Raw genomic sequence first — 12,912 nt, forward strand, 5'->3', positions numbered from 1 at the left:
TCTAGTCGTGGTGCTTGGTCGCCGCGACCGCCGCGGCGGCGGCTCCCCGGCGTTTGAATCGCTGCTGGCCCTGGTCGAGCATGACGGCCAGGATGATGACCGCGCCCTTGATGAGGATCTGCCAGAACGTCGACACGCCCAGGATCACCAGGCCGTCGGCGAGGAAGCCGATGACGAAGGCGCCGACCAGGGTGCCGCGCACGGTGCCCCGGCCGCCGCTGAGCGCGGCTCCGCCGATCACGACGGCGGCGATCGCGTTGAGTTCGTACGTCTCCCCGGCCTGCGGGGCGGCCGAGGTCAGCTCGGAGGCGATGATGAGGCCGGCCACGGCCGCGCACGCGCCGGAGATCACGTACACGATGGTCTTGACCCGCCGGATCGGCACGCCGGACAGGTCGGCGGCCCGCTCGTTGCCGCCGGTGGCGTAGAGCCAGCGGCCGAAGGGGGACTTGGCCAGCAGCAGCGTGACCGCCACCGCCAGCGCGATCATGATCCAGATGGAGGTGGGCAGGCCGAGGGGCCGGCCGCTGCCCAGCAGGCCGAAGCCGGTGTTGCCGAGGGCAGGGTTGCCGGCCAGGTTGGGGTAGGTGGCGCCGTCGGAGATGAGCATGGCCGCGCCGCGCGCCACGTAGAGCATGCCGAGTGTGGCGATGAACGGCGCCACGTTGAAGCGGGTGATCAGCACGCCGTTGACCGCGCCGACCGCCATGCCGACGGCCACGCACAGCACGATGACCACCCACACCGGCGGGTAGGCGATCACGCCCCCCACGTGCAGGCCTCCCAGCAGCTCGCCGGCGACCACGCCGGACAGTCCGACGATGGAGCCGACCGACAGGTCGATGCCGCCCTTGAGGATCACCAGCAGCATGCCCAGCGCGATTACGGCGTTGATCGCCACGTGCTTGGTCATCGTGATCAGGTTCGGCACGGTGAGGAACGAGTCGGACAGCAAGCCGAAGATCACGATGAGCACTGCCAGTGCGATGAAGGCACGCAGCTCGAAGGCGATGTTCAGCACCGACAGGTGGCGGGCGCGGGCGGCGGCCTGCTCCGGGGGCGCGGTGGTCGCTGTGGTCGTCATGAGAGGCGATCCTCGTCTGTTACCTGGCCGCCGTCGGATACGCGCATGAGTTCCTCCCGGGTGAGCTCGCCGCGCCGAAACTCGCCGACGAGGGCGCCGCGGGCGAGCACGAGCAGCCGGTCGGGGATGTGCAGGGCCTCTTCGGCGTCGGACGTGGTGAACAGGACGGCCAGGCCGCGCCGGGCCTGGGCCGCCATCAACTCGAAGATGTCGGCCTTGGCGCCCACGTCGACGCCGCGGGACGGCTCGTCCAGCAGCAGGACGCGCGGGCCCGTCAGCAGCGCCTTGCCGATGATGACCTTCTGCTGGTTGCCGCCGCTGAGCGAGCCGATGGCCGCCTGGGCGCCGCTGGTCTTGACGGTGACGTCCGTGATCGTCTGGGCGACGGCGGCGCGCTCGCGTGGCTCGGAGACGAACAGGCCGCGCACGTACGTGCCGAGCGCCGCCAGGGACAGGTTCTGCCCGACGGACATGGTCTGGACGAGCCCGTCGCGCTGGCGGTCTTCGGGCACCAGCACCATGCCGCGGGCGATGCGCTCGCGGATGCCGCTGTCGCCGAGCAGCGCCCCGGCCAGCAGGACCTCGCCGGAGGCGGGCCGCAGCCGGCCCGCCAGCGTCTCCAGCAGCTCGGTACGGCCGGAGCCCATCAAGCCGTAGACCCCGACGATCTCGCCCTCGCGGACGTCGAGCGACAGCCCGTCGACGGCCAGCCGGCCGGGGGTGGCCGGGTCGGCGACGGTGAGGTTCCGGATGGTCAGGGCCGCCTGGCCGAGCACCGGGTCGTGCGCGGGGAACAGGGCGTCCTGGTCGTGGCCGACCATCTGCTCGACGATCCAGCGGATGTCCACCTCGGCGGCCCGCGCGGTAGCCACCAGCGTGCCGTCACGCAGCACCACGACGTCGTCGGCGATGTCGAGCGCCTCGTCGAGGTGGTGGGAGATGTAGACGACGGCCACGCCGGCGGCGGTCAGCTCCCTGATCACGCGGAAGAGCACCTCGACCTCGGGCGCGGTCAGCGCGGAGGTCGGCTCGTCCATGATGAGCACGCGGGCGTTCTGCAGCAGGGCGCGGGCGATCTCCACAAGCTGCTGCTGGCCCAGGCGTAGGTCACCCACCAGCAGGTCGGGATCGACGTGCTCCTCCAGCCGGTCCAGCACCGCCCGCGTCGCCGCCCGCTGCGCCCTGCGGTCCACGCCCCCGTAGGGGGTGCGTAGCTCGCGGGCCAGGAACAGGTTGTCGGTGATGCTGAGGTTCGGGCACAGGCTCAGCTCCTGGTGGATGATGGCGATGCCCAGGTCGGCGGCGTGCCGCGAGGACTGCAGCCGCAGCGGCCGGCCGTCCAGCTCGACGTGGCCGGTGGTGGGCTGCTCGATCCCGGCCAGGATCTTCATCAGCGTGGACTTGCCCGCGCCGTTCTCCCCGAACAGGGCGGTGACGCGGCCGGCCGCCACGGCGAAGTCCACGCCCTTGAGCGCGTGCGTGCCGCCGTAGACCTTGGCGACCTCGCAGGCCCACAGCACCGGCGCGCTCATGTGACCGCCACCGGGGTGATCGTCACGGTCTGCGGGGTGAGCAGCGTGAACGCTCCGACGAAGGAGATCTCCTTGCCGTCCAGCGCGGCCACGTCCAGGCCGTTGAGCAGCTTGGCGCGCATCTCGTTGTTCAGGGCGGTGGCCGCGTCGGCGTACTCGACCTGGTTGGTGAACTGGCCGAAGGTGATGTACCCGGCGGCGTCGCGCAGCGCGGTGCCGTTGATGGCCGGGCCGATCTGCAGCGACACCCTGGTGCCGTCCGGCAGGCCCTTGACGGTGACCGGCAGCAGCCCGGACCTGGCCTCGCCGGCCGTGCCCGTCGCTTTGACGGCGAAGGTGTAGGGGCCGCTGCCCTGGCGCTTGCCGTACTTCTGCCCGGCCGCCTCCTTGTCCTCGGTCAGCGCCTCGAGCAGGACCGGCAGGTCCACGGCGGCGGCCTGGATGGCGGGCACCACCTTGGCCTGGTAGTTCTGCGCGCCGAACGTGGCGGGGTCGAACTTCTTCGGCGCCGCGGCCGCCGCGGTCTCCACCGTCCGGTACTCGGTGTCGGCCGCCATGAGGACGACCAGCACGGCGACGGCCGCGGCGATGATCCAGCGGGCCGGGATACGCCGGCGGCTCGTCGGCGCGGTCGTGGTCACGTGGCGCTCCTCTCCTGCGCGGGGCGGGATCTGCGGACGGCCTCGTGCCAGGCGTGCCTCCTGGCGCGGCGCTCCGCCTCGCCGAGCCCGGGCTCGTAGGTGTCGGCCGGCCTGGGCCGTCGTTCGAGTTCTTCGAGAGTCCACAGCTTGGCCGTCAGCCCGGCGGCGTCGGCCACGCCGAGTGCGGACAGGTCGTGCTCGCCGGAGCGGGCGACGACGCGTCCGCTGAGATCGGCCTGGAGCCGCATCAGCCGGTCGCTGTGGGTGAGCCCGCCGTCCGTCATGAGCACGCGGACCTGTCCGACGGCCTGCTCGATCGCTGTCAGGACGTCCTCGACCTGGAAGGCGACGGCCTCCAGGGCGGCGGCGGCGAGCTGGGCGCGCCGGGTGCCCAACGAGAAGCCGGTGATGACGGGGGTGGCGTCGGGGTCCCACCAGGGGGCGCCGAGCCCGCCGAAGGCGGGGACGAAATGCACCCCGTCGGCGGCCTCCGCCTCGTTCAGCAGCGTCTGGACGGGGACGCCGAACAGCTCCGCCAGCCAGGTGATCGTGCGGCCGGTGGCGCGGATGTTGCCCTCGACGCACAGCGCGAGGCCGTCGCCGAGGTCCCAGGCGATGCTGCGGCACAAGCCCTGCGCCTGGCCGTCTTCACCGATGGCCATCACCGACGAGCCGGTGCCGTAGGTGGCCTTGACGACGCCGGGCCGCCAGCCGGCGTGGGCGAACATCGCGGCGTGCGAGTCGCCCATGACCGCCAGGACCGGCACCCCGTCCTGAAGCGGGGCCAGACCGCGGGCGGCGGGGAAGGCGGCGCACGAGGGCACCACCCTCGGCAGCACCTCGCGCGGCACGCCGAACAGCTCCAGCAGCCGGGCGTCCCAGTCGCCGGTGGCGAGGTCGAGGAGCTGGGTGCGTGAGGCGTTGCCGACCTCGACGAGGTGCTCGCCGCCGAAGCGGCTGAGCAGCCAGGAGTCGACGGTGCCCAGGCACAGCTCGCCCGCCCGGCGGCGCCCGGGGTCGTAGGTGTCGAGCAGCCAGCGGGCCTTGAGCGCGGAGAACATCGGATCCAGCGGCAGGCCGCTCACCGAGCGGACCAGCTCGGCGGAGCCGGCCAGCTCGTGACAGCGGTCGGCGGTGCGCTGATCCTGCCAGCTCAGCAGCGGCCCGACGGGCTCGCCGGTGCGGCGCTCCCACAACACCAGGGACTCGCGCTGGTTGCTGATCCCGACGCCCGCGACGCGTTCGGCGTGTGCGGGCGTGACGCAGTCGGCGACCGCCCGCTGGACGCTCTGCCACAGCTCGCCGGGGTCCTGCTCCACCCAGCCGGGGCGAGGCTGCGCCTCGGACAGGGGCGCGACCGCGCGGGAGACGACCTGGCCGCGCGTGTCGACCAGGAGCGCCTTGGTGGAGCTAGTGCCCTGGTCGATGGCCAGGATAAGCGGGTCAGCCATGGCGCAGCAGACTCCGTGCGGCCTCGGCGATGCCTTCGGGCGACATGCCGTAGCGGTCGAGCAGGAAGGCCGCCGATCCGGTGGGGGCGAACTCGGGGATGCCGAGGATGGCGACCCGGGTGGGGTGGTGCTGGACGACGGTCTCGGCGACGGCGCCTCCGAGGCCGCCGGCGATGGTCGACTCCTCGATCGTCACGATGCCGGCGGTCTCCCGGGCAGCGGCCACGACCGCCTCTGTGTCCAGGGGTTTGACCGTCGGCATCGACAGCACGCGTGCCGAGACGCCTTCGGCTTCCAGCCGTTCGGCGGCGACCAGCGCCCGCCACAGCACGGTGCCGTTGGCGATCAAGGTCACGTCGCCGCCGTCGCGCAGCGTCACGGCCCTGCCCGGGGTGAAGGTGTAGTCGTCGGCGTGGACTTGGGGCACGCTCATGCGGCTGACCCGCACGAACACCGGCCCTTCGACGGCGGCGGCCCAGCGCAGCGCGGCGCTGGTCTCGACGGGGTCGGCCGGGACGATGACGGTCAGGTTGTCGATGGCCCGCAGCCAGGCGATGTCCTCGATGGAGTGGTGGGTGGGGCCGAGCTCGCCGTAGGCGACGCCGGGGCTCATCCCGCACAGCTTGACGTTGTGGTTGGAGTAGGCGACGTCGGCCTTGATCTGCTCCAAGGCGCGGGCGGTGAGGAAGCAGGAGGCGGCCGAGACGAACGGGATGCGGCCGCCGTTGGCCAGGCCCGCGGCCACGCCGACCATGTCCTGCTCGGCGATGCCGACGTTGATCAGCCGGTCGGGGAAGGCCTTGCGGAAGCTGTTGAGCTTGCTGGAGCCGACCGAGTCGTTGACCACGCCGACGATCCGGTGGTCCTCGTGCGCCAGCTCCGACAGGGTCGCCACGTAGGCGTCCCGGCAGTCGAAGCGGGGCAGGTCGGCGACCGAGGTGCGCGGCATCAATGCTCCTTGCCGAATCGGGGGTGGCGCGCCGTCTCCAGCTCGGTCAGCGCCTGGTGGTACTCCGCCTCGTCCGGCACCTTGTGGTGCCAGGCGACGTTGTTGCTCATGAACGAGATCGGATGTCCCTTGTGCGTGTGAGCGATCACGAACGTGGGCTTGCCGGGCCGGAACGGCACCGACGACAGCACGTCCAGCAGCTCACCGTGGTCATGCCCGTTGACCTCGACCACGGCGAAGCCGAAGGCGGCCGCCTTGTCCGCGAGGGGGTCGAGGTCGTTGGTCTCCTTGACCGTCGCCCCTTGCTGGAGGCGGTTGCGGTCGACGATCACGGTGAGCCGGTCGAGCTGATGCTGGGAGGCGGCCATCATCGCCTCCCAGTTGCTGCCCTCCTGCAGCTCGCCGTCGCCGACCAGCACGTACGTGCGGCGCAGCGACACATCCAGCTTGGCCGACAGCGCGTGCCCGACCGCGACGGGCAGGCCATGTCCCAGTGGCCCGGTATTGGCCTCGACGCCCGCGACCTTGGTACGGCTGGGGTGGCCGTTCAGCGCCGACAGCGGCTGCAAGAACGTCGCGAGCTCGGCCACGGGCAGGAAGCCGAACGCGGCGAGGGTCGTGTAGAGCGCGCCCGCGACATGCCCCTTGCTGAGGATGAACCGGTCCCGTTCCGGGTCGGCGACCCGGTCGGGGCTGATGTCCAGCACCGCGCCGTACAGGGTGGCCAGGATGTCAATGGCCGAGAAGTCGCCGCCGATGTGCCCCGCTCCAGCGTGGTAGACCAGCTTGAGGTCCTGGATGCGGATCCGCCAGGCCGCCTCGGCGAGATGCGCGATCTGCTCCGCGCGGCCGGCGTGCCGGTCCACCCTGCCGAACACCGGCAGGGTGACATGGCTCCGCACAGCCTCGACGAGATCGGTCATGCGTCCTCCAGCCCGGCCATCGAGGTCAGCAGCGCGTTCTGCACGAGCCGCTGGGCGGCCAGCGCGTCGTGCGCGGCCTGCGCCTGGGCGAGCGCCTCGTCGTCCAGGACGCCGAGCGCCCGGTCCACCGCCTTGAGGAAGCGGATGGCCTGTTTGGCCGCCTGGACGCTGTCCTCGCGGAAGGGGAACTGGTCGAGCTGCCACACGCCGTCCCAATTGTTCTTGCGCAGGGTGTGGAAGAACTCGAAGGTTTCCACCAAGTGGACCGAGCCGACGACCATGTCGTCGTCCCAGCCGCGCATGTTGTCGTTGACGTCGATGGCGAACAGGCGCCCGTAGTCGATGGCGAGCTGCGCCGCGTCGGCGGGTGTCTCCTGCCCGTACAGGGAGTGGCCGAAGTCGAGCAGGATGCCCAGGTTGGGCAGGCCGATGCGTTCGATGCCGAGCAGCGTGCGCGCGACGCTCGGGAAGATGATCTTCACGCGGGGCTCGCGGGGCTTGTACTCGATCACATAGTTGATCTCGGTGTACGCTGAGCACAGCTCGGTCAGGCCGTCGAGCGCGAGCTGCCAGATGTCGTGGTAGTTCACCTGGAACGGGTAGTCCCAGCCGTCCTGGCCCGGCCACAGCTTGACGTACGAGCAACCCAGCTCCAGGGCCACCTCGGTGGCGTCGTGCATCAACGCGATCGCCCGCTTGCGCACCGCCGGATCGGGGTTGGTGAACGAGCCCTTGACGAAGTCGCGCGTGTAGATCTCGGGCGTGATCGCGATCGCCTTGAGATCGTTCTTCGCCAGTGCCGCCTTGACGTCGTCCAAGGTGCCGTCGAAGCCGGCGAACGGCCAGTTCAGGTCCACCACCGACAGCTCGCCCACGGCTCCCGCGCGGTCGATCTGCTCTAGCAGGCCGACCGGCGGCCCGTAGCCGTCGGTGGCGTAGCGGTCCTTGTAGGTGGCGAAATGCCAGATTCCAGCGCCGAAGGTCGGCACGTCGATCACTCCTATCCCTTGGTAGCGCCGGCCGTCAGGCCGGCCACGATCCACCGCTGGAGCAGCGTGTACGCGATGAGGATGGGCACGACCGCGATGAGGATCCCCGCGGCCAGGCCGGTGTTGTTGTTGGAGAACTGGCCCTGGAAGTTGAGCAGCCCGACGGGCAGCGTCTTGTTCGCGTCGGAGTTCAGCAGGATCAGGGCGAACAGGAACTCGTTCCAGGTGGCCACGGCGTCCAGGATCAGCACCGTGACCAGCGCTGGCGCGGACAGCGGGAGCACGATCCGCCAGAAGATCCGCCAGTCCCCCGCCCCGTCCACGCGCGCCGCCTCGACGATCTCGTCCGGGAGCTGCCGGAAAAACGACTGCAGGACCAGCACCTCGAACGGGATGCCGAAGGCGAGGTACGGGCCGATCAGGCCGAGGACGCTGTCGGTCGCGCCGGCGGTCTTCATCATGATGAACACCGGGACGATCGTGATGTAGATCGGGATCGTCAGCCCGAGGAAGACGGTGAACATCACGGTCCGGCGGAACTTCATCCGCAGCTTGGCCAGGGCGAATCCGAGCATCGCCGAGATCAGCACGCCGAGCGGCACTTTCAGGAGCAGCAGCAGGGCGCTGTTGCCGTACGTGGTGGCGAAGTTGCCGATGTCCCAGGCGTCGGCGAAGTTCTCCCACGTGAACTCCGACGGCCAGGACAGCGGGCCGTTGCCGACGAAGTCCGCCAGCGGCCGGATCGCGGTCACGACGAGCAGCGCCAGGGGTGAGATCCAGAAGACGGCCGCCGCGGCGAGCACGACGGTCAGGGCGAGGCGGCCCTTGGTCTTCTTCTCGGCCGGTGGCTGCGCCGGGGTGACGGTCCGTGTCGTCGGTGCGGAGGCGATCGAGGTCATGCCGTACGCTCCCTGGTCTGGGACCGGACGTACGGGATGCCGACCGCGATCGCCACCACGGTGATCATGACGGCGATGGCCGTGCCGTATCCGGTCTGGTAGTACTGGAAGACGTTGGCGTACATCCAGGTCCCCATGACCTGGGTGGCCGTGCCGGGGCCGCCGTAGGTCATGGCGTAGACCAGGTCGAAGACCTTGAACGAGTCGATCAGGGACAGCGCCAGCACGATGTAGTGCGCCGAGCGCAGGCCCGGCATGGTGACGTGCCGGAACTGTTCCCAGCGGCTCGCCCCGTCGACTCGCGCCGCTTCGTAGAGCTGTCCGGGGATGCCCTGCAGGGCGGCGAGGTAGAGCAGCATCGGGAAGCCTGTCCGCAGCCACACCGCCGGCACCATCACGGCCCACAGCGCGGTGGAGTCCTGGCCGAGCCAGGGCTGGGCCAGGCCGTCCAGGCCGATGAGCTGCAGGAAGGAGTTAATGGCGCCGTGCTCGGGGTTGTAGAGCCACCCCCAGATCGAGGCGATCGACACCAGCGGCAGCACACCCGGCGCGTAGAAGATCAGGCGCAGCACGGGCTTGCCCCGCACCTTGCCGTTCAGCAGCAGCGCCAATGCCAGGCCGAGCGTCACCGGCACGACGATCGTGACCACCGACCACAGGAGGTTGTTCCGGGCCGCCGTCAGCACCACGGGATCGCCGAGCATGCGCGCGTAGTTGTCCAGGCCGACGAGGTTGTAGGACGGGCTGAGGCCGTCCCAGTCGGTGAAGCTGAACCACAGGGATGACACGGCCGGGTAGACGAGGAAGATCAGGTAGATCCCAAGCGCGGGGACGGCGAACAGCCAGGACCGCCATCTCCCTCTCTGGGGAGTTACGGTAGTCATGAGCTGCCCCGGATCAATTACGGACCCATGCGGAGACGATCTCCTGCATCTTCTTGGCCGCCGCGGCCGGCGTCACCTTGCCCTGCAGCAGGTCGCTCTGCACGCTGAAGTACTGGTCCGACTGCTGCTTGGGGAAGGCCTGGTCCTGGATCGTGTAGAAGGGGCTCGAACCGTACTTCTGGTCCCATCCCGCCGACAGCGGCAGCTCCTTGGGGTCGGCCTCGGCCCCCTTCACGGTGGACGAGGTGACCTGCATGGCCTTCTGGCTGTCCGGCTTCAGCAGGAAGTCCAGCAGCGCCGCGGCCTTGTCCTTGTTCCCCGACCTGGCGTTGAGCATGTAGCCCTCGACAAACCCGGAGTGCCGGACCGGGGTGTGATCGGTGGGCAACTGGAAGTTCCCGAACTGCGCGGGATCCTTCTTCGCCGCCAGGATGGCCGAGACCTCCGACCACTGACCCTCGAGGTCGTAGGCGACCTTGCCCTGTACGTACCAGTTGCCGACGTCCGCGGGGTCCAGGCCCAGAGCGCCCTCGGGCAGCCACTTGTTGTCCTGCCACTTCTTGAACAGGGTGAACGCCTCGACGACCTCGGGCCGGTCCCAGCTCTCCTGCCCCAGCAGCAGCTTGTCGTGGAGCTGCGGGCCCGCGGTGTGCTCCAGGAGATACTCGAACAGGCGCATGATGTGCCAGCCGTACTTGCCGCCCAGCCCGCACGGGGTGATGCCGGCGGCGACGAGTCGCTCGTTCATCTTCTCGAGCTCGGCGTACGTGGTGGGCGGGACGTCGACCCCGGCCTTGGCCAGCAGCTCCATGTTGTACCAGGCGCCCACCCCGCGCGCCGTGAACGGCACGCCCGCCTTGACGCCGTCGAACGTCATGCCCGCGATGGCCGCGGTGTTGATCGAGGAGTCCCAGCCGAACTTCTGGTAGTACGGCGCGAGGTCGGCGGCCTGCTTGGCCTTGGCGAACGGCGCGCCGATCTGCCCGCCCCAGATCCGCCAGAGGTCGGGACCGCTGCCGCCCAGCAGCTCGGTCCGCAACTTGTCGGGATACTGGGCCGCACCCGAGCCGGGTAGGTTGTCGACCGTGGTGGTGGTGCCGTTCTGCTCGTCGAACTTCTTGACCTGCGCCCTGAGCATGCCGATGGTGGTGTCGTCGTCGTAGGTGAACAGGCGCAGCTTGTTCGTCGGAGCAGCCGTCGTAGCGCTGCCGCCGACCGAGGCACCGGTGCAGGCGCTGATGGCGAGCCCGGTGGCCGCGACGGACGACAGAGCGAGGAACCTGCGACGGGTATACGAGCTGCCAGTCATGTCGAATCTCCCTTGGTACGCAGGACAAGTGCTTAGTGGTGCTCTCCGCTAAAGGCCCGGATCTTGGCGAACATGTCCGCCAGCAGGAACCGAACGTCGACCTCCTCGCAGACCCGGATCGGGTGATTCGATCCGGGCAGGTGGGAGCCGTCGGCGCCGAAGCGGGGAGCGGGCCGCACGCGCAGGTTGCCGCTCCGCGGGAAGAGCATCAGCGCGATGGCCGGGGAGTCGCCCAGGGAACGGGACTCGATCGGCTCGGGACAGTAGGTGGCGTTCCACTCGTGGAGCTGCTTGATGAGGTAGCGGCCCAGCGGGCCGGCGTCGCCGATCTTCTCCTCCAGTTCGGCGTAGCTCACCGAGACCTTGGTGTAGACGTCTCTGGGCACCTGCCACACGGTGATGCCGGAGTCGAACACCACGTTGGCGGCGTGGATGTCATTGGAGAGGTTGAACTCGATCCCGGGTCCCTCGTCGTAGCCGCGGTAGCCGGGGCCGCCGATCCAGATCACGACCACGGGACGCCGGACGAGCTCGGGGTCCAGCAGGATCGCTGTGGCCATGTCGGTGAGCGGGCCGAGGAAGGCCACGTAGAGCGGGTCGTCGTCGCTCGCGAGCTTCGACTCCTCGATGATCAGCCGGGCGCCGGGCGAGTCCACCGGGGTCCGCTCGTCCGGCAGGGCGGTCGCGGCGCCGTTCGCCACGGTGACGGAGCCGCTCATCTTGAGCAGGTCGAGCAGGAGGTCGATTTCCTCACGGGACTCTTCCATGCTGCGGTGCGTGCGCCGGGTGCCGAAGTGGGCCGGGATCAGTCCTCGCACGTCGAAGGTGGGTGACAGGAGGCCGTGCACGATGGCGAACTGGTCGTCGGCCTCGTTTTTGGCGTCCGTGTTGATGATCACTTTGCGGTGGCGCATCGCAGTCTCCCGATGGTGCATAATTATGCGATAGTGCATAATTTCCCGTGGTCGTAGATTGGCTGATCCGCGCATGCCTGTCAATAACGTTGAGCAACCCTCGACGGTGAGAACTGCTTGGTGCAGTCGAAACGCGCAACCGAGGGCTGCCTCGCCCGCACAACGGGGCAAGGCGGGCCATGAGGACCTAGGTCCGGCGGGCCCGAGGAGTGGCCTTCCGGATGGACAATGTGGGGCGACGAGATTCCGCGACGGCGAAGGGGACGGATCCTGATGGCTGTGCACGCAGGCGGCGCCGGCCGGTCCACCTCCGACGGCCGGGTGCGACTGATCACCAAGGTCGCACACATGTACCACGAGCAGGGCATCCGTCAAGCCGACATCGCCGACGCGCTGCACATCTCGCAGACGAAGGTGTCCAGGCTGCTGAAGCGGGCGGGCGAGATCGGCATTGTGCGCACGGTGGTCGTCGTCTCCCAGGGCGTGCACCTAACGCTGGAGCAGGCCCTGGAGAGCCGCTACGGGCTGCGGGAGGCGGTCGTCGTCGACGTCGAGGGCGACGAGTCCGACATCATCGCCGGCATCGGCTCCGCGGGCGCGGCCTACCTCGAATCGACCCTGGCCGGCGGCGAGCGGATCGGCATCTCGCCGTGGAGCCAGACCCTCCTGTCGGTGGCCGAGCGGCTGCATCCCCTTCGCGTGGCCGGCGCCGACCGCGTGGTGCAACTTCTTGGCGGCGTCGGCGAGGGCGCCGTACAGGCCAAGGCCAACCGCCTGCTCGGCCACCTCGCCGAGCTGGTCGGCGCCGAGCCGCTCTACGTCCAGGCTCCTGGCCTGGTCGGCACCGCCGAGATCCGCCAGAGCCTGATCAGCGACGCGGCCATGCAACCTGTGATCGAAGAGTGGCAGGGCCTGACGATGGCGCTGGTCGGCATCGGCAGCGTGCAGCCCTCGCCGCTGCTGCGCGACAGCGGCAACGCCATCGCCCCCGCCGACCAGGATCACCTCATCGCCGCGCACGCGGTCGGCGACGTCTGCCAGCGCTTCTTCGACTCAGCCGGCGAGCTGATCCACAGCGACCTGAACAGCCGGGTCGTCGGCATCGACCCGGAGGTTCTGCGGACGATCCCGCGCAGGATCGGCATGGCCGGCGGCGAGCGCAAGCACGCGGCCATCCGCGCGGCGATCAGCGGCGGCTGGGTCAACGTCATCATCACCGACGTCACGACGGCCCGCGCGCTGCTCGACGAGAATCAGCAGGCATGAAAGGATCATCGGGCCCTCCTTGCATCCGGACGTGCTCGACCCGTTCACCGACCTTCGTCATCACCGGAACT

General features: G+C 69.7%; 12 protein-coding genes. 1 reads left to right on the forward strand and 11 read right to left on the reverse strand.

The features are described 5' to 3' along the window. Nucleotide 1 precedes the first annotated feature (1 nt). The 11 genes from ACTWQA_RS36615 to ACTWQA_RS36665 are packed head-to-tail and all read right to left on the reverse strand — an operon-like array spanning nt 2 to nt 11,575. The gene (locus ACTWQA_RS36615; protein ID WP_443163542.1) at nt 2-1,084 is read right to left on the reverse strand and encodes an ABC transporter permease; all 1,083 of its coding nucleotides are present in this window, start codon (nt 1,082-1,084) and stop codon (nt 2-4) included. Continuing rightward, a complete protein-coding gene (locus tag ACTWQA_RS36620; RefSeq protein ID WP_443163543.1) occupies nt 1,081-2,616 on the reverse strand; it encodes a sugar ABC transporter ATP-binding protein in 1,536 nt (511 codons plus the stop codon). The genes ACTWQA_RS36615 and ACTWQA_RS36620 overlap by 4 nt, the downstream gene beginning before the upstream one ends. Then, entirely contained in the window at nt 2,613-3,257 is a 645-nt protein-coding gene (locus ACTWQA_RS36625; RefSeq protein WP_443163544.1) for a DUF2291 family protein, read from the reverse strand. The genes ACTWQA_RS36620 and ACTWQA_RS36625 overlap by 4 nt, the downstream gene beginning before the upstream one ends. Further along, nucleotides 3,254-4,708 (reverse strand): FGGY-family carbohydrate kinase, encoded by a 1,455-nt coding sequence (locus tag ACTWQA_RS36630; RefSeq protein ID WP_443163545.1) that lies wholly within the window; start codon nt 4,706-4,708, stop codon nt 3,254-3,256. Before ACTWQA_RS36630 ends, ACTWQA_RS36625 begins: the two co-directional genes overlap by 4 nt. Next, nucleotides 4,701-5,657, reverse strand: coding sequence for a transketolase family protein (locus ACTWQA_RS36635; RefSeq protein ID WP_443163546.1), 957 nt, complete (start codon nt 5,655-5,657; stop codon nt 4,701-4,703). The genes ACTWQA_RS36630 and ACTWQA_RS36635 overlap by 8 nt, the downstream gene beginning before the upstream one ends. Continuing rightward, a complete protein-coding gene (locus tag ACTWQA_RS36640) occupies nt 5,657-6,580 on the reverse strand; it encodes a transketolase (RefSeq protein WP_443163547.1) in 924 nt (307 codons plus the stop codon). The genes ACTWQA_RS36635 and ACTWQA_RS36640 overlap by 1 nt, the downstream gene beginning before the upstream one ends. After that, nucleotides 6,577-7,569, reverse strand: a complete 993-nt coding sequence (locus ACTWQA_RS36645) for a sugar phosphate isomerase/epimerase family protein (RefSeq protein WP_443163548.1) — start codon at nt 7,567-7,569, stop codon at nt 6,577-6,579. Before ACTWQA_RS36645 ends, ACTWQA_RS36640 begins: the two co-directional genes overlap by 4 nt. An 11-nt stretch (nt 7,570-7,580) precedes the next feature. Then, nucleotides 7,581-8,468, reverse strand: coding sequence for a carbohydrate ABC transporter permease (locus ACTWQA_RS36650; RefSeq protein WP_443163549.1), 888 nt, complete (start codon nt 8,466-8,468; stop codon nt 7,581-7,583). Further along, nucleotides 8,465-9,352: a carbohydrate ABC transporter permease gene (locus ACTWQA_RS36655; protein WP_443163550.1), complete on the reverse strand. Its 888-nt coding sequence runs from the start codon at nt 9,350-9,352 to the stop codon at nt 8,465-8,467. The genes ACTWQA_RS36650 and ACTWQA_RS36655 overlap by 4 nt, the downstream gene beginning before the upstream one ends. Nucleotides 9,353-9,365: 13 nt before the next feature. Continuing rightward, nucleotides 9,366-10,661, reverse strand: a complete 1,296-nt coding sequence (locus ACTWQA_RS36660) for an ABC transporter substrate-binding protein (RefSeq protein ID WP_443163551.1) — start codon at nt 10,659-10,661, stop codon at nt 9,366-9,368. 32 nt (nt 10,662-10,693) lie between these two features. After that, entirely contained in the window at nt 10,694-11,575 is an 882-nt protein-coding gene (locus ACTWQA_RS36665; protein ID WP_443163552.1) for a nucleoside hydrolase, read from the reverse strand. A gap of 273 nt (nt 11,576-11,848) precedes the next feature. Here ACTWQA_RS36665 and ACTWQA_RS36670 point away from each other — a divergent pair, with 273 nt between their 5' ends. After that, on the forward strand, nt 11,849-12,841 hold the full coding sequence (locus tag ACTWQA_RS36670; RefSeq protein WP_443163553.1) for a sugar-binding transcriptional regulator: 993 nt from the start codon (nt 11,849-11,851) through the stop codon (nt 12,839-12,841). Nucleotides 12,842-12,912 lie beyond the last annotated feature (71 nt).

It is taken from the genome of Nonomuraea sp. 10N515B (genome assembly GCF_052245915.1).
Classification (GTDB): Bacteria; Actinomycetota; Actinomycetes; order Streptosporangiales; family Streptosporangiaceae; genus Nonomuraea.

What these genes read in the sequence shown, in the direction of transcription:
- ACTWQA_RS36635 (WP_443163546.1), bottom strand. Translation starts at nt 5,657, where the DNA reads ATGCCGCGCACCTCGGTCGCCGACCTGCCCCGCTTCGACTGCCGGGAC.
- ACTWQA_RS36670 (WP_443163553.1), top strand. Translation starts at nt 11,849, where the DNA reads ATGGCTGTGCACGCAGGCGGCGCCGGCCGGTCCACCTCCGACGGCCGG.
- ACTWQA_RS36640 (WP_443163547.1), bottom strand. Translation starts at nt 6,580, where the DNA reads ATGACCGATCTCGTCGAGGCTGTGCGGAGCCATGTCACCCTGCCGGTG.
- ACTWQA_RS36615 (WP_443163542.1), bottom strand. Translation starts at nt 1,084, where the DNA reads ATGACGACCACAGCGACCACCGCGCCCCCGGAGCAGGCCGCCGCCCGC.
- ACTWQA_RS36630 (WP_443163545.1), bottom strand. Translation starts at nt 4,708, where the DNA reads ATGGCTGACCCGCTTATCCTGGCCATCGACCAGGGCACTAGCTCCACC.
- ACTWQA_RS36665 (WP_443163552.1), bottom strand. Translation starts at nt 11,575, where the DNA reads ATGCGCCACCGCAAAGTGATCATCAACACGGACGCCAAAAACGAGGCC.
- ACTWQA_RS36655 (WP_443163550.1), bottom strand. Translation starts at nt 9,352, where the DNA reads ATGACTACCGTAACTCCCCAGAGAGGGAGATGGCGGTCCTGGCTGTTC.
- ACTWQA_RS36660 (WP_443163551.1), bottom strand. Translation starts at nt 10,661, where the DNA reads ATGACTGGCAGCTCGTATACCCGTCGCAGGTTCCTCGCTCTGTCGTCC.
- ACTWQA_RS36620 (WP_443163543.1), bottom strand. Translation starts at nt 2,616, where the DNA reads ATGAGCGCGCCGGTGCTGTGGGCCTGCGAGGTCGCCAAGGTCTACGGC.
- ACTWQA_RS36650 (WP_443163549.1), bottom strand. Translation starts at nt 8,468, where the DNA reads ATGACCTCGATCGCCTCCGCACCGACGACACGGACCGTCACCCCGGCG.